Source organism: Thalassospira sp. MCCC 1A01148, assembly GCF_001613795.1.
GTDB lineage: Bacteria > Pseudomonadota > Alphaproteobacteria > Rhodospirillales > Thalassospiraceae > Thalassospira.
Window position 1 is genome coordinate 351,145 of the sequence record NZ_LPVZ01000012.1, and the last position, 22,195, is coordinate 373,339.

Below are 22,195 nucleotides of genomic sequence, written 5' to 3' on the forward strand. Positions count from 1 at the left end.
ACCCCCCTCTTTCAGGATTTCGAAATGCAAGAAGAACGCATTGAACTCGTCCGCCCGCAGATGGGTACGTCACGCGCCCTGACAGTCCGCCGTTATGGCAAGCCCGGCCAAGGCCCAAAGGCCTATTTCCAGGCTGCTTTGCATGCCGATGAATTGCCCGGTGTCATTACGCTCCACCACCTTGAAGTTCTTCTGAAGGAAGCCGACGCAAAGGGCGAGATCACCGGCGATATCGTCGTTGTGCCGTTTGCCAACCCGATTGGCTTTACCCAGTATGTCGATATGAAACCGCTTGGCCGTTTTGAGATGCGCAGCGGTCAGAACTTTAACCGCCACTACCCTGACCTGAGTCCAGCATTGATTGACGCCGTTGACGGAAAACTGGGCCAGGATGGCGACAAAAACGTTGCGCTGATCCGGGCTGAATTGCGCCGTCTGATCAAGGAACATCGCAAGAACGTCAGTCCATTGACCGATCTTCAGGATTTGCGTCTGACCCTTGCGGAACTTGCGATTGATGCGGACTACGTCATGGATTTGCATTGCGACTGGGAAGCGCCGATGCATCTTTACATCAGTGACCATAACTGGCCGGATGCTGCCGACCTTTCGGCACAGATCGGCTCGGAATGCAGCCTGATTGCCGAGATCAGCGGCGACAATCCGTTTGACGAGGCGTTCAGCCGACCATGGGTCGAACTGCGCCGTGCCTATGGTGATAGCTTCCCGATCCCGATGGCGACCTTGGCAACCACGATTGAGCTGCGTGGTGATCGGGACGTTTATGACGAATACGCAATCAAGGATGCAGAGAACATGTACAAGTTCCTGCAGCGTCGTGGGCTGGTCGCTGGTGATCCCGGCCCCCTGCCCGAAGCCAAATGTGATGCGACCCCGCTTTCGGGTGTTGATCGCGTTATGGCCCCGCATGGTGGCATGGTTGTGTTTGGCGCAGAGGCCGGAGCAAAGGTCACCGCAGGTCAGGAGCTGGGGTATGTTCTTGATTGTGAGACCGGCGAGAAAACACCGTTCTCCAGCCGAACGGATGGTGTTCTATATTCACGCATCGGGATCCGTCTGGTGGTTCCGGGCGGGTATCTATGTTCGGTCGCGGGCGAGAAGCCGCTTGAAGGACGTGAAGGTCAGCTTTTGTTGTCCTAGTAGCGTGACAGAGCTCTTTTCTGTGTTCTTGTTGAAACTGTGTTTTGAGACGGATCGATTGATTGCCGCTTGAAGGTTGGATACCTTGCAGGGCAGCTGATGGATCCGTCTTTCGCGTTCGTGCCAGATGGTATCGGGCGAGTTGACGGACTAACTGCACCAGACGCAGTAGCGGTGCAATACAAGGAATGTTTGATGTTTGATCCAAATACCGTTTCAGAAGTGATTTCTGCCGCAAAGGACGAGGCCATGGCAGATGCCGATACGGCCCGACGCGCCATTTCTGTTCTGGATCTGACCAGCCTGAATGACGATGACAATGAACAGGTCATTGAAGCCCTGTGCAAGCGCGCGCAAACCCCGGTCGGAAATACGGCCGCCGTTTGCGTCTATGCCCCGTTTATTGAAACATCGTGGCGTGCACTGGGCCAATCGGGTGTGAAAACCGCAACTGTGGTGAACTTCCCCGAAGGTGGCACCAACGCCCAGCGCGTTGGTGACGAGACCGCCAACTGCGTTTCCAAGGGCGCGGACGAGATTGATCTGGTGTTCCCTTATAAGGCGTTTCTTGATGGCGACGTTGCGACCGCAACCGAGGTTGTTGATGCCACCCGGATGGCGTGCGGCACCATGACCACCATGAAAGTCATCCTTGAAAGCGGCGAGTTTGATGATCTGGGAAAGCTTTATGAAGCCGCCCGCCTTGCCATCAAGCATGGCGCAAACTTCGTTAAAACCTCAACTGGCAAGGTAGCCGTCGGCGCAACCCCCGAGGCCGCAGTAGCCATGCTGACTGCCACTCGAGATGCCAGAGACGAAGACGGTATTGACGCCGGATTCAAGGCATCCGGCGGAGTGAAAACCACCGATGATGCAGCCCTTTATCTTGCCATTGCAGACCACATCATGGGCAATGGATGGGCAAAGCCGGAAACCTTCCGGTTTGGTGCAAGTGGTGTTTTGACTGCATTGCTGGAAACATGCGGTTCGAAACCGGGCGATACACCTGCCCCGACTGGCAACTATTAAAATTCATCACTATTTGCGGGTGATCACATTGCCCGGATTAGGTTTTAAGGAAGATATCAATGGCACGTGCCATCATTATCGTGGCGGACAGTTTCGGGATCGGTTCGGCACCGGACGCAGCAAAATTTGGCGATCAGGGTTCTGATACCCTTGGCCATATCGCCGAACACTGCGCCAGAGGCCTTGCCAATAGTGACAAGCGTAGCGGACCGCTTAATGTGCCAAACATGGTCGCACTGGGCCTTGGTGAAGCTGCCAAGGATGCGACGGGTCGCGTGCCGCCCGGATTGGATCACGGTGGCGCAATGATCGGTGCGTTTGGTCATGCCAAGGAACTCTCGCGTGGCAAAGATACGCCAAGCGGCCATTGGGAAATTGCCGGTGTTCCGGTGGATTTTGACTGGGGGTATTTCCCGCTTACGGTCCCGACCTTCCCGGCGGAACTGACAGACGCCCTGATCGAACAGGCCAAACTGCCGGGCATTCTTGGCAACTGTCATGCATCGGGCACAACCATCATTGCCGAACTTGGTGAAGAGCATATCAAAACCGGCAAACCAATTTGCTATACGTCGGCCGATAGCGTGTTTCAGATCGCCGCCCACGAGGAACATTTTGGTCTGGAGCGCCTGTATGAGGTTTGCGAAATCGCCTTCAAACTGGTTGAGCCCTATAACATCGGCCGCGTGATCGCCCGACCGTTTCTTGGCGAAACTCCGACTGATTTCAAGCGGACGGCAAACCGGCGTGATCTTGCCGTACCGCCAACCAAACCGACTCTGCTGGATCAGTTCACTGAGGCAGGCGGTACGGTCGTTTCAGTTGGCAAGATTGCCGATATTTATGCCCATCGCGGGATTACCAAAAAGGTGAAGGCGGCAGGCAATATGGCCCTTTTTGATGCCATGATGGCCGAAATTGCCGGGGCCCCGGATAACAGCATTGTGTTCACCAACCTGGTGGACTTCGACATGGAATTCGGTCACCGTCGTGATGTCGCCGGGTATGCAAACGCGCTTGAGGAATTTGATCAGCGAATTCCGGAACTGCGCGCTGTACTTCAACCAGGTGATCTGGTGATCATTACGGCAGACCATGGATGTGATCCGACTTGGCGTGGCAATGACCATACGCGCGAATTCGTCCCGATCCTTGCTTTTGGACCGGCAATCGCGCCCGGCCCATTCGGGATGCGCGAAACCTTTGCAGATATCGGGCAAACGGTTGCCGACCATCTTGGGATTGCGCCACTTGCAGCCGGAACGTCTTTCTTGAATGGATAAAATGGCATGAATTGGCAGTTCGGACAAAGTGAGCCTTCAAACGCGCCCATCAGGATCGAGGCGATCGTCGATACCATTTGTCCGTGGTGCTATATCGGCAAGAAGCGTCTTGAAAAGGCGTTGGCCCGTGAAAAGCTTGATAACCTGATCATTCACTGGCGTCCGTTCCTGCTCAACCCTGACATGCCAAGTGGCGGTATTGATCGCAAACTCTATTTGTCGGCCAAGTTTGGCGGGGCTGAAAGTGCCGAACGGGTCTATAGGGCTATCGAGGATGCCGGGGCTGCCGTTGGCATTCCATTCAAGTTTGATCAGATCAAGGTCACCCCGGACTCAACAGATTCTCATCGACTGATTACCAAGGTCTGCGCCGAACGCCCGGCCGTGGGGAATGATCTGGTTGAGGATCTGTTTGTCGCCTACTTCCTTGAAGGTCAGGATATCGGTGATCATGAGCTTCTGGCCGAAATTGCCGTGCGCCATGGCGAGGACAGAAACGAAATCCTTGAATACCTTGCTGGTGATATGGATCGGGAATTTGTCGGTCAGGAAAACCGTGTCGCCCATCAGATGGGCGTTACGGGTGTGCCGTGCTTCCTGTTTAACAGCCGCCACGCCCTTTCGGGTGCCCAGGAACCAGATATTCTACAGCGTATGATCCGGTTGGCCCGACAAGAAGAAATTCCGGTTTAACTAGGCCCATCAAGAACGAAAAAGGCGGGATAACAATCTGTTACCCGCCCTTTCTTCATGTGGCTTCGGCAATATCCGAAAGGCGCTTCATCAAACGTTTCAGCCCTTCAAGCCGGTCCGTCGGACCATCCCAGCCTGCGGCATAGACCATCTTATGGTCAGGGCGCAGACGGGCCACACCAACCTGTTGCTGGATGAAACCGATCAGACCGGCCGGGTTCGGGAACTCGTTATTGCGCAGCGTGATCAATGCACCCTTGGGCCCCGCATCAAGCTTTTCGATATTGGCGACCCGACACCATTGTTTGATGGTAACCACATCCAGAAGGTTTTCGACTTCTTTGGGCAGCTTGCCAAACCGGTCGATCATCTCGGCAGCAAACTGATCGACTTCTTCACGGGATCGCAGTTCTGAGATCCGGCGGTAAAGACCAAGGCGCACACCAAGATCGGGCACGTAACGGTCCGGGATCAGAACCGGCATGCCGATATTGATCTGCGGGACGAAGCTTGCTTCTTCGGATGCGTCGATCTCGCCCTTGGCTTCTGCCACGGCTTCTTCGATCATCTGTTGATACAGCTCGATCCCGACTTCCTTGATATGCCCGGACTGTTCTTCACCCAGCAGGTTCCCTGCCCCGCGAATATCAAGATCATGGCTTGCCAGATTAAAACCGGCCCCCAAACTATCAAGCGTCTGCATGACTTCGAGACGCTTTAGCGCGGTCGCCGTCAGCTTCTTGCCATGTGGCAGCGTCATATAGGCATAAGCACGTTGTTTGGAGCGCCCGATGCGCCCGCGCAGCTGATAAAGCTGTGCCAGACCAAACATATCGGCCCGATGAATGATCATGGTGTTGGCGTTCGGAACATCAATGCCCGATTCAATGATGTTGGTTGCCAGCAACAGATCAAATTTACGGTCGGTAAAGTCGGTCATGACCTGTTCAAGGTCACGCGCGCCCATCTGGCCGTGCGCCACGTCAAACTTGATTTCCGGCACAAGGTTTTCAAGTTCCTTGGCAACCCGACCCAATTCGTTCACCCGTGGGCAGACATAGAAAATCTGGCCGCCACGATGGCGTTCGCGCAAGATGGCCTCTCGCACGACAACCGGGTCGTAGGGCGTGATATAGGTTCGGACAGCAAGGCGATCGACTGGCGGGGTTGCAATGATCGACAGTTCCTTGACCCCGGTCAGTGCCAACTGCAAGGTTCGCGGAATTGGTGTCGCGGTCAGGGTCAGAACATGCACATCAGATTTCAGTTCCTTGAGCCGTTCCTTGTGCTTCACGCCGAAATGCTGTTCTTCATCAACAATCAGAAGTCCAAGGTCCTTGAAATGCACACCGGTTCCCAAAAGCGCGTGGGTTCCACAAACAATATCAACATGTCCGCTTTCGATATTGTCCTTGACCAGTTTGGCATTCTTGCCAGTGACAAGACGCGATAGCTGTTCAACGCGAACCGGTAAGCCTTCAAAGCGTTCCTTGAAATTCAGGTAATGCTGGCGACACAAAAGGGTTGTGGGTGCGACCACGGCGACCTGCTTGCCTGACATGACAGCCGCAAAGGCAGCACGCATGGCGACCTCAGTCTTGCCAAACCCGACATCGCCGCAGACAAGACGATCCATCGGTTTGCCAGCCGAAAGGTCATCAAGCGTGTCGCGGATCGCACGTGCCTGGTCCTCGGTTTCGGCAAACGGGAAGCCTGCGCAGAACTCGTCATAGGCGCCTTCAGGGGCCTGAAGTGTTGCGCCTTTGCGCAAGTGGCGTTCGGCAGCGACCTTGATCAGCTTGCCTGCCATGTCGCGGATGCGTTCACGCAGCTTGGCCTTACGCGCCTGCCACGCAACGCCACCCAGCTTGTCAAGGATAGAGACACCCTCGTCCGAGCCATAACGTGACAGGACTTCGATATTCTCGACCGGGACAAACAGCTTGTCGCCCCCGTCATATTCAAGTTCCAGGCAGTCATGTGGCGCTCCACCCGCTGTAACGGTTTTAAGGCCCAGATAACGCCCAATACCGTGTTCAAGGTGGACAACAAGATCGCCTTCAGAAATTTCGGACGCTTCGCGCAGGAAGTTGTCGGCCTTGCGGCGCCTTCCGCCAGGGCGGCTCATGCGATCGCCAAGGATGTCCTGCTCGGTTACAAACCACAGCCCCTTGCGCCGGAAGCCTCGTTCAATATCAAGGATGACCACGCCGACATGTTCATGGGTCAGGTCATCGGTAACGTCTTCCCAGCACTCGCATGGGACGACCTTGCCCACCCCATGTTCACGGAGTAGAGAGACGATCCTGTCGCGCGAGCCATCAGAATATGCGGCAATGACAACCTGGTTCTCCTTGCCGCGCTGGGTCGTGATGAAATGACGAAGCTCGTCATACAGATTGACGTCCGCACGTGCACGGATATCCCCAAAATCACGCCCTGCGCGCGCGCCAAGGTCATAAATACCGCGTTCCGGATTTTCATCGTCATAGTACGGCGAAAATTCCAGAACCGGGCGGTCTGACAACAGGCGGTCAAACTCTGCCTGATCAAGGTAAAGTCGTTCTGGTGGTACAGGTTTGTAGACGTTGTCACCCGAAAGACCGCCGCCTTTGATGTTGAGCCGCGCCTGATAATAATCATCAATCATCTCAAGGCGGTTTTCGATCACCTCACCAAACTGATAATCAAGACTGACGATGGTTTCGGGCACATAGGCAAAGATAGTGTCCAGACCGTCGTGGAATAGCGGCAACCAATGTTCCATCCCGCCATATTTCAGGCCATTGGAAATCGATTCATAAAGCGGATCGGTCTGCGAAACCGCACCGAACAGCTCGCGATAACCACTTCGGAAACGCGAAATGCCGTCCGGATCAAGATAGACCTCACCCACAGGTAAAAGAGCTATTTCCTTGATCTTGCCAACTGTACGCTGGGTTTCCACATCAAAGCGACGGATGCTTTCGATCTCGTCACCAAAGAAATCAAGGCGCACCGGCTCTTTCATACCGGGTGCAAAGATATCAACAATGTCGCCGCGAACAGCGTAGTCACCCGGTTCCATTACCTGTTCGGCGCGGTTGTAGCCCATGCGCTCGAAATAAGCGGTAAGGTCTGCGCGGTCATATTCACTACCAGCCTTGAAGGCGAGCTTGCCCTTGCGCATGACATCAACGGTCGGAACGCGTTGCATTGCCGCAGCGACGGTTGTCAGGACAATACGCCCGTTTCCGGCGGCGGATTCCACACTATCAGCAAGGGTTGTCAGCGTTTCAACGCGACGTGCCGTTACCTCGGAAATTGGTGAAACACGGTCATATGGCAGGCAATCCCAGGCCGGCAGGGTCAGGAAGTCGATTTCACCGGCAAAAAATTGCAGTGCCTCGGCCAGTTGGGCCATGCGCTTGTCATCACGCGCCACATGAAGAACGGTTTTGTTCTTGCCCGCACTGTCGAGCAGCTCGCGCAAGATCAGGGCGTCCGCACCCTCTGGTACACCGCCTACCCGTTTGCGACCGGTGGTCGATATAATTTCTTTGATTTTATTCAATGTTTTGTCAGGCGTTGCTGAGTGCACGGATCATGCGCAGGACATCGGTATCATACTGCGCCGGTGCCTCTTCCTTGCCGGTGGCCCATTTGAAGAAATCGGCATCCGGCACTTCGTTGATCAGGGTCTCGAATGTATCAAGCTGTTCTTTGGTGAGCGTCGCAAGATGCTTGTCCATGAAACGGCCCATCAGGATATCGTTCTCCTTGGTGCCACGATGGCTTCCACGGAACAGCAGCTTTTTGCGGCGCATTTCAAGGTCCGATATGGTGTCGGTCATTATACGATCTCCTGACTTCCTGTGCAGTGCCTTGCGGGCAGCGGCTGCAGCCTGTTCTGTGGCATGGTTTGTACGGCAAAATCTCCTACGGGTCCATGCCGTGATCGGGTCATTTTGCATCAAATGATGACTTGATGGTTGTGGCGGGATAGTTTTGTTGTATACCCGTGCCATAAACGCAATTGTTCTATTAACGTTCTCATCGAAAGTTTCAACGAAAACCGTCATGCGTCCGGAAATTCTGTTCCCGCTTTTTGCTGAAATTGACACGCTGGCCGGTATCGGACCACGCTTAAAGCCGCTGGTCGCGCGCCTGATCGGTGGGGAACATGTCGCCGATCTGTTGTGGCATTTGCCATCGGGCATCATTGATCGCCGGTTTTCGCCGGACCTTTCGGACACCATCGACGGATCGATCGTTACCATGGATGTCTGGGTCGAACGCCATGAACCTGCGCCCAACCGTCGTCGTCCCTATCGTGTGGTCTGTAAAACCCAAAGCGGTACGCTTGTTCTGGCGTTTTTCAATGCACGGGCAAAGTACCTGAATGACGTGCTTCCGGTTGGCGAAAAGCGGATTGTTTCGGGCAAGATTGACCATTACCGCGGTGAATTCCAGATCACCCATCCCGACCGGATCGGCACAGAGGCAGAACGGTCTGAAATCCAGACGGTCGAGCCAGTCTATCCGATGTCCGCCGGGGTTACGGGAAAGACGCTGACCAAGGCGGTACGCGGTGCGCTTGAAACGCTTCCCGATTTGCCAGAATGGCATGACCCGGCACTGGTCGCACGTCACAAATGGCCGGATTTAAAAACGGCACTCTATACCGTTCACAATCCGCAAGACGAAACCGACCTTTCTCCTGACCATCCGGCGCGTAAACGCCTTGCTTATGATGAGTTGCTTGCCAATCAGCTGGCACTGACATTGATCCGCGCCAAGATGCGCAAGCTTGGCGGGCGTGTAACCAAGGGCGATGGACTTCTGCGCGAGGCACTTGGCAACCACTTGCCCTTTGCCATGACCGGTGCACAGCAACGCGCCCTTGCTGATATCTATGACGACATGGCAAGCGAGGGTCGAATGCTTCGTTTGCTTCAAGGAGATGTCGGTTCGGGTAAGACCGTCGTCGCACTCATGGCCATGCTCAATGCGGTTGAGTGCGGACGTCAGGCGGCTCTGATGGCGCCGACCGAAATTCTTGCACGCCAGCATTTTGAAACCATTTCGCCGCTGCTAGAGGAAATCGGGATCAAATGCGCCATCCTGACCGGTCGCGATAAGGGTAAAACCCGCAAGACTGCCCTTGAAGGCTTTGCCAATGGGGATGTCCAGATTGCTGTCGGGACGCATGCCCTGTTTCAAGATGATGTCGCCTTCCATGATCTTGCCTTTGCGGTCGTCGACGAACAGCATCGCTTCGGCGTGCATCAACGTTTGATGCTGGCTGGCAAAGGTCAGGCGGTTGATGTCCTGGTGATGACGGCAACACCTATACCGCGGACCCTGACCCTGACAGCGTTTGGAGATATGGAAGTTTCGCGGCTGGATGAAAAACCACCGGGACGCAAGCCGGTTGATACGCGCGTACTGCCGATCGACAAGGTCGATGATGTTATTTCCGGCATCGGGCGCGCCATGCGCACCGGTACCAAGATTTACTGGGTTTGCCCGTTGGTCGAGGATTCCGAGGTTCTGGATCTGCAAGCCGCAGAGGAACGTTATCGCGTGTTGGCAGAGCTTTTTGGCGCAGAGCGTATCGGCCTTGTCCATGGCAAGATGAAGGGCAAGGAAAAGGACGAGGTCATGGAAAAGTTCGCCCATGGCGATACCTCCATCCTTGTCGCAACGACGGTAATTGAAGTGGGCGTGAACGTGCCGGAAGCGACGATCATGGTGATTGAGCATTCCGAGCGTTTCGGTCTGGCACAACTTCATCAGCTTCGCGGTCGGATTGGCCGTGGTGACGCGGCATCGACCTGTTTGTTGCTTTATGGCAGCCCGCTTGGACAGGTTTCCAAGGCGCGTCTCAAAATCATGCGTGAAACCGAGGATGGGTTCATCATTGCGGAAGAAGACCTGAAACTTCGTGGGGCTGGGGAGGTTCTTGGCACGCGCCAAAGTGGCCTTCAGGAATACAGACTTGCCAATCTGGAACTGCATGGAGATTTGCTGGCCATTGCAAGGGATGATGCGCGTTTGATTGTCGAGCGTGATCCGGACCTTCAAAAGAGCCGCGGTGATGCATTGCGTTTGTTGTTATATTTGTTTGAACGTGATGAAGCGGTTCGATATTTCAGGTCTGGATAAAAAACAAGGGCGCATCAAGATGATGCGCCCTTGTTTTGTCGGACATTAACGATGCATTACGATCACGCGTCTTCGGGTGTCTTGCCATCTTTTGCCTGCGGGTCAGAGTTTTCTGTCCGTGCAGGTATGTCGCGCGAGACCAGGATTGGAACGTTTTCCTTTTCGCGAAGGGTATCGACATCCTCATAGGTTTTGGCCGAGACCTTTGGCTGGTTGCGTTCTACTTCCGGGCGACGGTCTGGCGGGGTCACGATGCCGCCCGACATGACCATCTTGATGGCTTCCTCGACCGTCATATCAAGGATCACCACATCACGCTTGGGCACGAACAGCAAAAAGCCCGACGTCGGATTTGGTGTTGTCGGCAGGAAGATGTTGATGACCTTGTCTTCGGTCAGGTTCTGTACCTCACCAGTCGTTTCGCCGGTGATAAAGCCAATTGCCCACATGCCGCGGCGCGGATATTCCAGAAGAACGGCCTGACGAAACGCATTGGACTGATTGGCCAGAACCGTTTCAAGGATCTGCTTTACCGCACCATAGATGCTGCGCACCGCCGGGATACGGCCAAGAATGCGTTCGTAAAGTTTAATGAGCGCCCGACCGGCAAAGTTGGTGGTGAACCAGCCAACGACGGTGATAAAAACGATGATGACCAACAGGCCAAAACCGGGAATCCCGTATTCCTCATAGCCTACCGGAAGATAGGATTCCGGATTGTAATGGGCCGGGATCAGAGGGATGACCTTGCTATCGACGAACTCGATAAACCACCATGCAAGCCCAAAGGTAATCGCAAGAGGTGCACTGACAAGCACACCTGTCAGGAAATAGGCTCTCATCCGGGCAAAGATACCCGGACTTGGGATGACATGATCCGAACCCTTGTTTTCCGGATCATCGTTATTGTCGCGCTTGGCGTTCATTGAGCACCTGTGCAAAAGAGCCAAATATCAAGAACCAAAAACTGCAAGATTAGTCTTTGGTTTTTGGTCATTGTACGTGAGAATATGGCAAAGCTGGGACTTAAGACCGGGTTGTTCCCGCTTATTAAAGTGATAGCAGTAATCAAGTTTGCGGTGCAACCAACAAACCGTAATTCGCAGATCAGAATTGTTGTGGAGACGTTTTGCAGGTCTGGATTGTTGAATATATTTACGATGATGACGGTTCGGTCGGGATCAAGACCGCGAAGGTCCGCGCCCCTGACTATGAAACCGCACGGCAGTTTGCCATCGGCGATGCCCCATCCCGGGATTTTGTGATGTCACTCCATCCGGAGTCCGAGGAACAGTTTCTTGGAACCCCGGGCATTCGGGCGCGTGAAATGACTGGTAAGGTTGTCCACGAAGTCCCCGACCCCGATGATGATTTGGAAGAAGATGATGACGATTACTGAACTTGATGATCAGCGAACCTTTTTGCCGCGTCCTCTTGTCGGGGTTGGTGCCGTTGTATGGCACAAGGACCATGTTCTGCTAATTCAGCGTGGCAAAGAACCCCATTTGGGAACCTGGAGTCTACCGGGCGGCGCGCAGGAACTTGGTGAAACCGTGCGTGATGCCGTTTGCCGCGAAGTTCTTGAAGAAACCGGGGTCAAAATCTCAAGCCCGATCCTTGTTGATGCGGTGGATATGATTTCGACCAACGAGGATGACAAGGTCGAGTATCACTATACACTGATCGACTTTGTAGCGGTGGCGCTTAATCCTGACGTTACGCTTGGCGGGGACGCCGCCGATGCAAAATGGGTTAATGTCAAGGATGTGACCAAGTACGCCCTTTGGAACAAGACCATTGAAATCATCGCCAAATCCCGCGATGTGCTCTCGAAGGGTTGAGCGGCTCCTTCGCGACTTCAGACAATATCGCATGAAAAAGGCGGCACCAGTTTGATGCCGCCTTTTGTTTTGAATGCAGTGTAGTGCTTACGCTGCTGAATGCTGGGTCAGGACACTTTCCTGGATTTTCTTGAAAGCGCGCGCTTCGAGCTGACGAACACGCTCGCGGCTAACACCAAAGCGTTCGCCAAGTTTTTCAAGCGTGATCGGATCATCGCTCAGGAAGCGGGCCTTGATGATTTCCTGTTCGCGTTCAGGCAATTCACCCAAGGCATTTTTCAGCATGCCGTTATGAAGAACACGTTCTTCGGCATCGGCAACCAGTGCTTCAGGGCTTGGTGCATCAGACGACAGGGTATCGAGATACTCCATCCCCTCGTCCTTTGGCATCGGCGTGTTAAGCGAGAAGTCACGCGCCGCAAGGCGACGGTTCATATCAAGCGCTTCCCGGCCGGTCACACCAAGTTTTTCGGCGACCTGATCAGCTTCCTCTGGCGAAAGTTCACCATTGTCATAGATGTTAAGCTGACGCTTGGCCTTGCGCAGGCTGAAGAACAGCTTTTTCTGCGCTGCCATGGTGCCGAGTTTAACCATCGACCAGCTTTGCAGGATATATTCCGTCACGGCGGCGCGGATCCACCACATTGCATAGGTCGAAAGACGGAAACCGCGTTCCGGGTCAAACTTCTGCACGGCACGCATCAGGCCTGTATTGCCCTCTGCAACGAGGTCGGCCATCGGCAGGCCGTAGCCGCGATAACCGAACGCAATCTTGGCAACAAGACGCAGGTGACTGGTCACAAGTTTATGGGCGGCCTCGGTATCATCATGATCCTGATAACGGTGGGCCAGCATGTATTCTTCGTCTGCCGTAAGCATGGGGAATTTCCAGACTTCACGGAGATAACCCGAGAAACCTTCTTCCTGAGGAACGGCTGGTAATTTAATGGCGCTCATTCTATGTCCTCCTGAGAGGTTTACACGTCGGGATGTGTATTGGATACGGAATCCATCACAAGCTAGATGACGCGCAAACACTATCGGTTGTGAAATAATTCACGTGGACGACCGGAACTCGTTCAAAGACAAGTGCAATCCGGTCGTATCTCATTCCAAAGTCACCTATGGAAGAGGACAGCAGACGCTAATAAGAAGTGTATTCATCGTGTCTCATCCTTACTCGAAGCAAATCGACAATTTACATGTCCGCCAATTGGCCGGACGTTGATCCGGCGGTGCCTTTGGGCCCCCACCCGCATTTATTAATATATCTAAACCCGACCAAATCCGTCAAGAACTTATGACCAGTGTTTCAGTTATATTAATTCCTCGATATCAGCGTTTTAGGATTTATAGCCGACAAAATCAGTCAGGTACTTAAAACGCCAATGGTTAACGCTAGGATCGATATAAGGCGAAACAAAGGCAGCCTTCCAAATTTCGGTTATTACGCGTCAAAACAGGATTTTTGACCTGATGCCGCCCCAACCGCCCCGATCGGCCCGCAGAGATGGATTCCATCAAACACCTGCCATAAGATGGTGGTGAATACAGTTTTGCCCGGAGTTAATATGCCCAGCTTGCCAACGAATGCGCCCTGCCCCTGTGGCACTGGTGACGCTTATGTATCCTGTTGCGGGAAATATCATTCAGGCAACGCAAGTACCGAAACTGCCGAAAAGCTTATGCGATCACGTTATTCTGCCTTTGTACTGCGTGATGGGACTTACCTTCTTTCAACGTTGGCAGAGGAAAATCGTTCCGGATTCAATGCTGACACGATTGCGCAGGACAGGACCCGTTGGACCGGGCTGGAAATCATCGACGTTGTTTCGGGTGGTGTGCTTGATCAAACCGGCATTGTAGAGTTCATCGCCCATTTCGAAGAAAACGGAGCCAAGCACCAACTTCACGAGCGATCCAATTTCGAGCGTCGAAACGGCAGATGGCTTTATGTTGATGGTGTTTTTCCCGGGGCTCAGCGCGATGCCGGTGCAGCTTCCGTGAGTTCGGGATCGGTGAAAACCGGTCGGAATGACCCCTGCCCCTGCGGTTCCGGGAAGAAATTCAAGAAATGCTGTGGCTAGCCCACAAATTCCAGTGCCCAGCGATGAAATGGTCGCAACAGGTTTTCATGCGCTTCTTTATAAGGCATCCAGATCAATTCGTGATCCTGATCGATGGGCGGGCCAAGCTTTTCGGTCAGCTCGCACTCAAAGAAGGTCGCACGCTTTAATCGATAGCGATCCTTCGCAGCGTTATTGACATACTGAGATGCGAAGCCCAACCGCGATATGATCTGAGCACGGTAACCGGATTCTTCGTAAGCCTCACGATACAGGGCATCACGTTCACTTTCGCCGTCCTCGACCCCGCCACCTAGCAGAACGATCCCTTTGGGCGTGCGGGCAACGGCAACATCGCCGTTGTCACGAGAGATAACGGCATAAACGCAGTCCTGAACGCTATAGCTTCGCCCCATGCGCGGGGTTCCAAATATCGGCCCGGCCAAAAAACACTCCCTTAAGCCGCCAAGTGTGATCTTCAACCTTAAATCAGGTTTTCTTAAATATTTACAGTCTCGCAGCTAAAAACGATCTGATTTGGGAAGTCCATTTCATGTGTGGTCGGGGTGCTGTTTGTCAAAGGCGTATCACCCCAAAACCAAAACACCCCAAAACAACCAGTGCTTTGGGGTGCATTGAACTTGATTGGCAAATGATTACCTAGAACGGGATCTCGTCATCAAGGTCCGGGCTGCCGGCCGGTGCCGAACCACCACCCGACGATCCACCGTTCCCCCAACCGGCATCAGAGCCGCCGCCAAATCCGCCGCTGTCCTGGCCGCCGCCATAGCCGCCACCAGAGGACGAGCCACCACCCATGCCTCCGCCATCGCCGCCGCCGCGGTTATCAAGCATGGTCAGGTTGGAGTTGAAGCCTTCAAGCACAACTTCGGTGGTGTAATTGTCTTTGCCGTCCTGTCCCTGCCATTTACGGGTGCGGAGCTGGCCTTCGATGTAAAGCTTGCTGCCTTTTTTCACAAAGCGCTCGACCACATCCGCAAGACCTTCATTGAACACGACAATGCGGTGCCATTCGGTGCGCTCGCGGCGCTCACCAGACTGACGGTCACGCCACTGTTCGGAGGTTGCGATACTGAAATTGGCGATCTTTTTGCCAGCCTGGGTAAACCGGATTTCAGGATCGCGGCCAAGGTTCCCGACGAGAATGACTTTATTGACACTGCCAGCCATGGGTTATCTTCCAAAGTTTGTGTTGTCCGCTGTCCCAATTTGTCGGGACTTGTGGGTTATCATTGCGCAAAAATGCGCTGCATTAAAGTTTCAAGTGCAATGCGATCCGTTTCATCAAACGAATTGGCTTCGACACTATCTACGTCGAGCACGGCGATCAACTGTCCATCCGCATTAGTCACCGGCACGACGATTTCCGAATTGGTCCGGCTATCGCAGGCGATATGCCCCGGGAACGCATGAACATCGACGACCACCTGGGTTTCAAGCGTTGATGCAGCAGCACCACAGACACCGCGCCCGAACGGAATGCGAAGGCAGCCAAGCGTGCCCTGATACGGACCGACGACCAGTTCGTTTTCCTTATGGGGATCAACATTATAGAAGCCCGTCCAGAAGTAATAGTCGAACTTTTGCGAAAGGATACAGCAAACCGTCGCCATAAGCGCGGTCACGTCCGTTTCGCCTTCGGTAATGCTGATCAGTTCTTTTTCTGCTTCTTCGTAAAGCGCTTGTTTCTGTTCGGTCTGCACGATTTACTCCTTAACTTTCGCCGATAGGAACTACCCCGTTCCGGTCTGTTGAGACAAGGGTAAACTGGCGAAATGGAAAACAAAAAAACGCCCCTGACAGGTAAGTTGTCAGAGGCGTCAGATAGATAGCTGTTATCTGCGATATCGCTCAGATACGCTTGCCGCTTTCGACATCAAAGAGATGGATTTTCTCGGCCGGGACGGACAGATTTAATTTCTGTCCTTGCGTGAACTGATGGGTCCCCTGCAGTCGAAGCGTAACGTTATCTGCATTTGCGCCAAAATCCAGATAGGCTAGCGTTTCCGCACCAAGTGACTCCACCATGCGCACACCGGCATCAATGCGGCCGTGACCATCACTATGCATTTGCAGATGTTCCGGACGGATACCGACCGTGACATCCCGTCCCCCTTCGACATCGTGATCAAGTTCGAGTTCGACACCATCGCCAACCGTCACATGCTTTTTGTCGTCCGATGCCTTGCCTTTGAGGAAATTCATCGCAGGCGATCCGATAAAGCCGGCAACGAACTGGCTTGCAGGTCTTTCATAGACGTCAATCGGTGAGCCGATCTGTTCCGCGACACCGCCATTCATGACAATCAGACGGTCTGCAAGCGTCATTGCTTCGACCTGGTCGTGGGTAACGTAGACCGAGGTAATTCCAAGGCGTTGCTGCAGGTTCTTGATTTCAAGGCGCATGTCCACACGCAACTTGGCATCAAGGTTTGACAGCGGCTCGTCAAACAGGAAGACCTTGGGTTGGCGCACAATCGCGCGCCCCATGGCAACACGTTGGCGCTGCCCGCCTGACAGCTGGCGCGGCTTACGCTCAAGGTAATCTTCAAGCTGAAGGATGCGTGCAGCCTCACGGACCTTTGCATCGATCTCGGCTTTGCTATGACCGCGGTTTTTAAGGCCGTAAGCCATGTTGTCATAGTTGTTCATATGTGGATAAAGCGCATAATTCTGAAAGACCATCGCGATATCCCGGTCAGCCGGGGCGACCTTATTTACGACCTTGTCATCAATGCTGATCTCACCATCAGAAATACCCTCAAGGCCGGCGATCATACGCAGCAATGTCGATTTGCCGCAGCCCGACGGGCCAACAAGAACGGTAAACTCGCCATCGTCGATTTTAAGGTCAATGCCATGAATGGCCTTATAGCCATTCGGGTACGTTTTTTCGGCCTTGTTAAGCGTTACAGTTGCCATCTTAGTATCCTGTATACGGATCGGTTGTTTTCAATTCAAACTCGTGGGAGACGGAGATCATTTCTCCGTCTCGACCAGTCCTTTGACGAACATGCGCTGGAAGATCACCACCACCAGTACCGGCGGGATCGATGCCATGATTGTCAGTGCGAATGCTTTGGGAAATTGCGGGATCTGCCCGCCTTCATAAAGCGAGTTATAGACCTGCTTGATCCCGATCACGATGGTGTAAAGCTGATCATCGGTCGTCATCAAAAGCGGCCAGAGATACTGGTTCCAGCCAACCACGAACATGATGATGAAGATCGCGGCAATCATGGTGACAGACAGCGGCACCAGAATGTCGATAAAGAAGCGCAACGCCCCTGCACCATCTAGCCTTGCGGCCTCAAGCAATTCGTCGGGGACGGAACGGTAAAACTGCCGAAAGAAGAATGTGCCGGTTGCCGAGGCGATCAACGGCAGGATCAGACCGGTATAGCTGTTGAGCAGCCCAAGGCTTGCCACGACCTCATAAGAAGGCACAATGCGCACTTCGAGCGGCAGCAACAGCGTTGAGAAGATGATCCAGAACAGCGGCACAGCCAGCTTGAATCGGAAATAGACAATCGCATAGGCCGCCATCATCGAAATGATCACTTTGCCAATCGCAAAGCCAAGGCCGAGCACCATACTGTTAAACAGCATCTCAAGTGCGGTCACCCTGCCCTTTGTTGCCTCGGCATCAAACAGGATCGCACCGTAATTGGAAAAGAACTCGCCGCCCGGCCAGAATTGAAGGCCATGCTGGAAGATATATTCACGGGTATGGGTGGATGACGCAAAGGCAATCCAGACCGGAAGGATCATGAAAAGTGCGCCAAGCACCAGAATGGTGTGGTTGGTAAATATACGCCATTTGGACTGATACATGATGACGTTCCCCCTAGTAATGCACTTTGCGTTCGATGAAGCGGAACTGGAACACAGTCAGGACACTGACCATGATCATCAGCAAGACTGACTGGGCCGCACTGCCGCCCATATCCGCACCCAGGAAGCCATCGACATAAACCTTGTAGACAAGGGTTGCAGTCGAGCCACCCGGTGCGCCCTTGGTCGAAACGTCGATGATCCCAAAGGTTTCAAAGAAGGCATATGTCAGGTTGATCACCAGCAAGAAGAAGGTTGTTGGTGCCAGAAGCGGGAACGTGATGGTCCAGAAACGGCGTTCCGGGCTTTTGCAATCAAGGGTCGCAGCTTCCTGTATCGATTTCGGAATGCCTTGCAATCCCGACAGGAAGAAGATGACGTTCACGCTGACCTGTTTCCAGACCGCAATCAGAATGACGACAAACGCGGCGTCATTGGGGTTCTCGATGTGGTTGAACTCAAACCCGAAGCTGTTAAAGACCATATAAAGGTCGCCCATTAACGGGTTGAACATCATAATGCCAAGCAGGCCAGCCACTGGCGGCGCAATGGCATATCCCCACATCAGAAGTGTTTTATAGGTTTTTGCCCCGCGGATGACTTCGTCGGCGCGCACTGCAAGGAACAGCGAAATCGCGATCGAAAGTACGGAAACAAGAACAGAGAATACGACGGTAAAGATGGCGGAGCGCGTCCATGAACTGCTTGAAAGCACATCTTCAAAATTGCGGAACCAGACAAACTGTGAAGACAGGCCAAAGGCGTCTTCAAGCAAGAATGACTGGTACAGCGCCTGGACCGCCGGCCACAGGAAGAATATGGAAATAATCAGAATTTGCGGCGCGATGAAAAGGTATGGCACCGCGCTATGTTCAAATTGTACGCGCTTCATTGTGAACGCAACCTCAAGGCAAAATCAGAAAATGCAAAACAGGGCGGCCAAAAGATCGGCCGCCCCGCTTTTGCGAAAAGCAGATTAGTTCGAATAGGTATCGTTGAAGCGATCCAGAAGACCGTTTGCTTCTTCTTCAATGGTCGCAAAGGCTGCATCAACGGTTTCTTCGCCGTTCATGATCTTGTCGACTTCACGATAGATGACTTCGCGGATCTGGACGTAGAAGCCAAGACGGTAACCTTTGGTCCACTCCCCACCTTCTTCGGAAAGCTGGATGATACCAACTTCGGCATCCGGGCTTTCGTTGTAGTAGCCGTCCGATTTTGCGAGATCATATGCCGCGTTGGTGATCGGAACATAACCGGTTTCTTTGTGCCAGTAGTACTGGGTTTCCGGCTTGGTCAGGAATTTGAAGAATTCGGCTACACCGGCATCCTGTTCAGCATCATGCCCAGAGAACGCGAAAAGAGCAGCGCCGCCGATGAAGGTTGATTTCGGTGCGTCGCCAACATTTTCCCAGTACGGCAGGGTCGAGGTGCCGAAGTCGAACTGTGCGGATTTGCGAAGACCACCAAACGAACCGGAGGAACCGATCCACATTGCAACTTGCTGCTGAACGAAGGCATCCTGGTTGGCGCCCCATGCACGGCCGTAATAACCATAGTAGCCGGCGTCTTTCCAGTCTTTGACGTGCTGCCAGTGGTCTTTCAGAGCATCGTTGTTGTATAGGATTTCAACATCGGTGTTGTCATAGCCGTTGTTGCCCGTCGCCATCTGAAGGTTATGACGCGACATGAAGTTTTCGAAGAAGATCCAAGGGCTGTGCGACTGTGCAAGCGCGGCGTAACCGGCTTCTTTGAGCTTCGGCGCAGCAGCTTCGAATTCCTGCCAGGTTTTCGGAACGTCAACACCGGCTTTGGCCAGCGCTTCTTTGTTGTAATACAGAAGCGGGGTCGAGCTATTGAACGGCATGCCGATCATCTTGCCGTCTGAATCCGCATAGAAATAGCGAACACCCGGGATGTAATCGTTGATGTTGAAGGCAACATCGTTCTCTTCGAGCAGATCCTGAACCGGCTTAACAGCGCCTTTGGCGTTGATGATGGTGGCTGCACCGGCATCGAAGATCTGAATGATGTTCGGCTGGTTGTTTGCACGGAACGCTGCGATACCTGCCGTCATGGTGTCTTCGTAACCACCTTTGTTGATGGATACGAGTTTGTATTCATCCTGGCTGGCGTTGAAGTCTTCGGTGATCTGGTTGACGACGTCACCCAGGGCGCCGTCCATTGCGTGCCACCAGGTGATTTCGGTTGCAGCCTGTGCGGTGTTGCCGATGGCAAACACGGCAGCAGCGGCCATCAGTGTCTTGCGGAACATTGTCAAATAACTCCCTATTGAAAACTTGTCGCGAGACGCCGCCCGTAATCCGGCGCCCGGCTAGACGTTCGTTTTCTTCTCGAGGGCGTTTTCACTCAAGTGACAGTTTTCGGAAACTTACTTTTGATGTGCGAATTGGTTGTGATCTGACATAAAAACAGCCAATTTATGATCGAACGAACATCAAAAATATTCATTATAACGCTTGGTCGCAGCCATATTCCTTCCAGTCTCAACAACAAGAATTAGCTTGGGTTTTAAGGGCGTTGATCAAACCTATTCGTTATTTCAGTGTGTTGCAGGGCTCTTGTTATGTTTCAGACAAATGAATTTTTTACGACGGAAGCATGAAAACAGGCCGTTCCGGCGCCCGCTTTATCGATGTTCGAGAAATGTTCATGTTCGAATAATGCGAAAGTTTTCATTCACAGCCGGCACAAACCGCAAAACTGAACCTTTAATTTTATCCCGCAATACGATTGCGGCAGTCGCATCAGCCCTTTACGATGCACGAACCCCGTTTCCAGACACGCAGAGATCGGAGATTCAGGCGTGAGTGTATTTGCTATAAGAAATGCCCGAATCTTTGATGGTAGCGATTTTCTGGCTGATCATGCGGTGCTTGTGAAAGATGGAAAAATTGACGCGATCATTGCGGATGGCAGCCTACCTGATGATGTCGAAACCTTCGACGGCAAAGGACAAACCCTCGCACCCGGTTTGATAGATGTTCAGGTAAATGGCGGCGGTGGCGTATTGCTAAACGACGCACCTGACGTCGAGACGATCAAAACCATGGTCACGGCTCATCGCAAGTATGGCACCACGGCGATGTTGCCAACCTTGATCACAGACACCCGCGAAAAGATGGAAGCCGCAATCACGGCTGTTCAGGAAGCCATTGATGGTGATCTGCCCGGTGTGATTGGTATTCATCTCGAAGGGCCCTACCTCAACCATCAAAGGCGCGGCGTGCATCCAGATCATCAGATCCGTCACATGGAAGACGATGCCATCGAATTGCTCTCAGGCCTGCGCAATGGTCGAACACTTGTGACATTGGCACCTGAAAATGTTGCGAAAGGCGCGATAAAGGAACTTGTTGCCCGAAATGTGCTTGTATGTGCCGGCCACACAGCTGGTACTTATGAAGACATGATGTCGGCAATTGACGAAGGCATGCAGGGCTTCACGCACTTGTATAATGCCATGAGCCCCCTTTCCCATCGTGCGCCCGGCGTCGTCGGTGCAGCACTTTCTGATGACAGGACATGGTGTGGTCTGATTGCCGATGGCTATCATGTGCATCCGGCGGTCATAAAGGCTTCTGTACGCGCCAAGGTCAAAGGCAAGATGATGTTGGTAACTGATGCCATGCCAACAGTAGGCGCCGTTGAGAAGCGGTTCAAACTGGGCGAAGAAGAAATCATTGCGGTCGATGGCCGCTGTGCGCTTGCGGATGGAACGCTGGCAGGATCGGATCTTGATATGATTTCGGCTGTCAGAAATTGCATGGGAATGGCGGAAGTCAGGCTTGATGAGGCCCTTCGCATGGCTTCGTTATACCCCGCGCAGTTTCTTGGCCTTGATCATGTTCTTGGGCGATTGGCGCCCGGGTATCAGGCCGATATGATTTTGTTCGATGATCAGTTCGCAGTCACCCGGAGCTGGGTCAAAGGAGCCGAACTGGCCTGTGTCTGAGCAAAAGCGAGATTTTCCGAAAGTCTATAACGGAAAGCCTTGACCTGAGGCGGCATTTCGAAGATGCATTGGGCTCTGTAACAGTTTGTATGCAGGATCCTCAGGAGATTTTGCTGTTGACCTGTTTTTGCTCTGACCCCCAGG

Annotated in this window: 20 protein-coding genes; 9 read left to right on the forward strand and 11 right to left on the reverse strand. The window is 53.2% G+C overall.

The window, feature by feature from the left end; all coding sequences use genetic code 11:
• Positions 1 to 24: 24 nt before the first annotated feature.
• The 4 genes from AUQ43_RS04535 (at position 25) to AUQ43_RS04550 (ending at position 4,166) form a co-directional block, all read left to right on the forward strand.
• Positions 25 to 1,161: a succinylglutamate desuccinylase/aspartoacylase family protein gene (locus AUQ43_RS04535; protein ID WP_062954892.1), complete on the forward strand. Its 1,137-nt coding sequence runs from the start codon at positions 25 to 27 to the stop codon at positions 1,159 to 1,161.
• Between the two features lie 195 nt (positions 1,162 to 1,356).
• On the forward strand, positions 1,357 to 2,190 hold the full coding sequence (gene deoC / locus AUQ43_RS04540) for a deoxyribose-phosphate aldolase (protein ID WP_084271985.1): 834 nt from the start codon (positions 1,357 to 1,359) through the stop codon (positions 2,188 to 2,190).
• A gap of 59 nt (positions 2,191 to 2,249) precedes the next feature.
• Positions 2,250 to 3,473, forward strand: a complete 1,224-nt coding sequence (locus tag AUQ43_RS04545) for a phosphopentomutase (protein ID WP_062954893.1) — start codon at positions 2,250 to 2,252, stop codon at positions 3,471 to 3,473.
• 6 nt (positions 3,474 to 3,479) lie between these two features.
• On the forward strand, positions 3,480 to 4,166 hold the full coding sequence (locus AUQ43_RS04550; protein ID WP_062954894.1) for a DsbA family oxidoreductase: 687 nt from the start codon (positions 3,480 to 3,482) through the stop codon (positions 4,164 to 4,166).
• Positions 4,167 to 4,221: 55 nt separating this feature from the next.
• Here the strand turns inward: AUQ43_RS04550 and mfd are convergent, their stop codons facing one another.
• Together mfd and AUQ43_RS04560 are read right to left on the reverse strand one after the other, a co-directional pair.
• Positions 4,222 to 7,719, reverse strand: coding sequence for a transcription-repair coupling factor (gene mfd / locus AUQ43_RS04555; protein WP_062954895.1), 3,498 nt, complete (start codon positions 7,717 to 7,719; stop codon positions 4,222 to 4,224).
• A 7-nt stretch (positions 7,720 to 7,726) separates the two neighbouring features.
• The gene (locus AUQ43_RS04560) at positions 7,727 to 7,999 is read right to left on the reverse strand and encodes a succinate dehydrogenase assembly factor 2 (RefSeq protein WP_062954896.1); all 273 of its coding nucleotides are present in this window, start codon (positions 7,997 to 7,999) and stop codon (positions 7,727 to 7,729) included.
• Positions 8,000 to 8,225: 226 nt separating this feature from the next.
• On the opposite strand from AUQ43_RS04560, the gene recG reads away from it, so the two are divergent.
• Positions 8,226 to 10,313: an ATP-dependent DNA helicase RecG gene (gene recG, locus AUQ43_RS04565; protein WP_062954897.1), complete on the forward strand. Its 2,088-nt coding sequence runs from the start codon at positions 8,226 to 8,228 to the stop codon at positions 10,311 to 10,313.
• A 62-nt stretch (positions 10,314 to 10,375) separates the two neighbouring features.
• On the opposite strand, the gene AUQ43_RS04570 is transcribed toward recG, so the two are convergent.
• The gene (locus AUQ43_RS04570) at positions 10,376 to 11,239 is read right to left on the reverse strand and encodes a DUF502 domain-containing protein (RefSeq protein WP_062954898.1); all 864 of its coding nucleotides are present in this window, start codon (positions 11,237 to 11,239) and stop codon (positions 10,376 to 10,378) included.
• 203 nt (positions 11,240 to 11,442) lie between these two features.
• Here AUQ43_RS04570 and AUQ43_RS04575 point away from each other — a divergent pair, with 203 nt between their 5' ends.
• Positions 11,443 to 11,712: a hypothetical protein gene (locus tag AUQ43_RS04575; protein ID WP_062954899.1), complete on the forward strand. Its 270-nt coding sequence runs from the start codon at positions 11,443 to 11,445 to the stop codon at positions 11,710 to 11,712.
• Positions 11,699 to 12,154, forward strand: coding sequence for an NUDIX hydrolase (locus tag AUQ43_RS04580; protein WP_062954900.1), 456 nt, complete (start codon positions 11,699 to 11,701; stop codon positions 12,152 to 12,154). Before AUQ43_RS04575 ends, AUQ43_RS04580 begins: the two co-directional genes overlap by 14 nt.
• 87 nt (positions 12,155 to 12,241) lie before the next feature.
• On the opposite strand, the gene rpoH is transcribed toward AUQ43_RS04580, so the two are convergent.
• Positions 12,242 to 13,111, reverse strand: a complete 870-nt coding sequence (gene rpoH, locus AUQ43_RS04585; protein ID WP_062954901.1) for an RNA polymerase sigma factor RpoH — start codon at positions 13,109 to 13,111, stop codon at positions 12,242 to 12,244.
• Between the two features lie 614 nt (positions 13,112 to 13,725).
• Here rpoH and AUQ43_RS04590 point away from each other — a divergent pair.
• Positions 13,726 to 14,241 carry a YchJ family protein gene (locus AUQ43_RS04590; protein ID WP_062954902.1) on the forward strand — a complete coding sequence of 172 codons (516 nt, stop codon included), beginning with the start codon at positions 13,726 to 13,728 and terminating at the stop codon, positions 14,239 to 14,241.
• Here AUQ43_RS04590 and AUQ43_RS04595 read toward each other — a convergent pair.
• The 7 genes from AUQ43_RS04595 to AUQ43_RS04625 form a co-directional block, all read right to left on the reverse strand.
• On the reverse strand, positions 14,238 to 14,636 hold the full coding sequence (locus AUQ43_RS04595; RefSeq protein WP_232310578.1) for an NUDIX domain-containing protein: 399 nt from the start codon (positions 14,634 to 14,636) through the stop codon (positions 14,238 to 14,240). The genes AUQ43_RS04590 and AUQ43_RS04595 overlap by 4 nt on opposite strands.
• A gap of 244 nt (positions 14,637 to 14,880) precedes the next feature.
• Complete coding sequence (gene ssb, locus AUQ43_RS04600; protein WP_062954904.1) at positions 14,881 to 15,411, reverse strand: single-stranded DNA-binding protein; 531 nt, start codon at positions 15,409 to 15,411, stop codon at positions 14,881 to 14,883.
• A 59-nt stretch (positions 15,412 to 15,470) separates the two neighbouring features.
• Positions 15,471 to 15,944, reverse strand: coding sequence for a GAF domain-containing protein (locus tag AUQ43_RS04605; protein WP_062954905.1), 474 nt, complete (start codon positions 15,942 to 15,944; stop codon positions 15,471 to 15,473).
• Between the two features lie 148 nt (positions 15,945 to 16,092).
• Entirely contained in the window at positions 16,093 to 17,163 is a 1,071-nt protein-coding gene (locus tag AUQ43_RS04610; protein WP_062954906.1) for a sn-glycerol-3-phosphate import ATP-binding protein UgpC, read from the reverse strand.
• A gap of 57 nt (positions 17,164 to 17,220) precedes the next feature.
• Positions 17,221 to 18,075, reverse strand: a complete 855-nt coding sequence (gene ugpE / locus AUQ43_RS04615; RefSeq protein ID WP_062954907.1) for a sn-glycerol-3-phosphate ABC transporter permease UgpE — start codon at positions 18,073 to 18,075, stop codon at positions 17,221 to 17,223.
• Between the two features lie 13 nt (positions 18,076 to 18,088).
• Positions 18,089 to 18,967, reverse strand: a complete 879-nt coding sequence (locus AUQ43_RS04620; RefSeq protein ID WP_062954908.1) for an ABC transporter permease subunit — start codon at positions 18,965 to 18,967, stop codon at positions 18,089 to 18,091.
• An 84-nt stretch (positions 18,968 to 19,051) separates the two neighbouring features.
• Positions 19,052 to 20,350, reverse strand: a complete 1,299-nt coding sequence (locus AUQ43_RS04625; protein WP_062954909.1) for an extracellular solute-binding protein — start codon at positions 20,348 to 20,350, stop codon at positions 19,052 to 19,054.
• 552 nt (positions 20,351 to 20,902) lie between these two features.
• Here AUQ43_RS04625 and nagA point away from each other — a divergent pair.
• On the forward strand, positions 20,903 to 22,051 hold the full coding sequence (gene nagA / locus AUQ43_RS04630) for an N-acetylglucosamine-6-phosphate deacetylase (RefSeq protein WP_062954910.1): 1,149 nt from the start codon (positions 20,903 to 20,905) through the stop codon (positions 22,049 to 22,051).
• Positions 22,052 to 22,195 lie beyond the last annotated feature (144 nt).

Bases quoted from the DNA above. Each gene is read 5' to 3' on its own strand.
- AUQ43_RS04535 (WP_062954892.1), top strand. From the start codon at position 25: ATGCAAGAAGAACGCATTGAACTCGTCCGCCCGCAGATGGGTACGTCA.
- deoC (WP_084271985.1), top strand. From the start codon at position 1,357: ATGTTTGATCCAAATACCGTTTCAGAAGTGATTTCTGCCGCAAAGGAC.
- AUQ43_RS04545 (WP_062954893.1), top strand. From the start codon at position 2,250: ATGGCACGTGCCATCATTATCGTGGCGGACAGTTTCGGGATCGGTTCG.
- AUQ43_RS04550 (WP_062954894.1), top strand. From the start codon at position 3,480: ATGAATTGGCAGTTCGGACAAAGTGAGCCTTCAAACGCGCCCATCAGG.
- AUQ43_RS04560 (WP_062954896.1), bottom strand. From the start codon at position 7,999: ATGACCGACACCATATCGGACCTTGAAATGCGCCGCAAAAAGCTGCTG.
- recG (WP_062954897.1), top strand. From the start codon at position 8,226: ATGCGTCCGGAAATTCTGTTCCCGCTTTTTGCTGAAATTGACACGCTG.
- AUQ43_RS04570 (WP_062954898.1), bottom strand. From the start codon at position 11,239: ATGAACGCCAAGCGCGACAATAACGATGATCCGGAAAACAAGGGTTCG.
- AUQ43_RS04580 (WP_062954900.1), top strand. From the start codon at position 11,699: ATGACGATTACTGAACTTGATGATCAGCGAACCTTTTTGCCGCGTCCT.
- rpoH (WP_062954901.1), bottom strand. From the start codon at position 13,111: ATGAGCGCCATTAAATTACCAGCCGTTCCTCAGGAAGAAGGTTTCTCG.
- AUQ43_RS04590 (WP_062954902.1), top strand. From the start codon at position 13,726: ATGCCCAGCTTGCCAACGAATGCGCCCTGCCCCTGTGGCACTGGTGAC.
- AUQ43_RS04595 (WP_232310578.1), bottom strand. From the start codon at position 14,636: ATGGGGCGAAGCTATAGCGTTCAGGACTGCGTTTATGCCGTTATCTCT.
- ssb (WP_062954904.1), bottom strand. From the start codon at position 15,411: ATGGCTGGCAGTGTCAATAAAGTCATTCTCGTCGGGAACCTTGGCCGC.
- AUQ43_RS04610 (WP_062954906.1), bottom strand. From the start codon at position 17,163: ATGGCAACTGTAACGCTTAACAAGGCCGAAAAAACGTACCCGAATGGC.
- ugpE (WP_062954907.1), bottom strand. From the start codon at position 18,075: ATGTATCAGTCCAAATGGCGTATATTTACCAACCACACCATTCTGGTG.
- AUQ43_RS04620 (WP_062954908.1), bottom strand. From the start codon at position 18,967: ATGAAGCGCGTACAATTTGAACATAGCGCGGTGCCATACCTTTTCATC.
- AUQ43_RS04625 (WP_062954909.1), bottom strand. From the start codon at position 20,350: ATGTTCCGCAAGACACTGATGGCCGCTGCTGCCGTGTTTGCCATCGGC.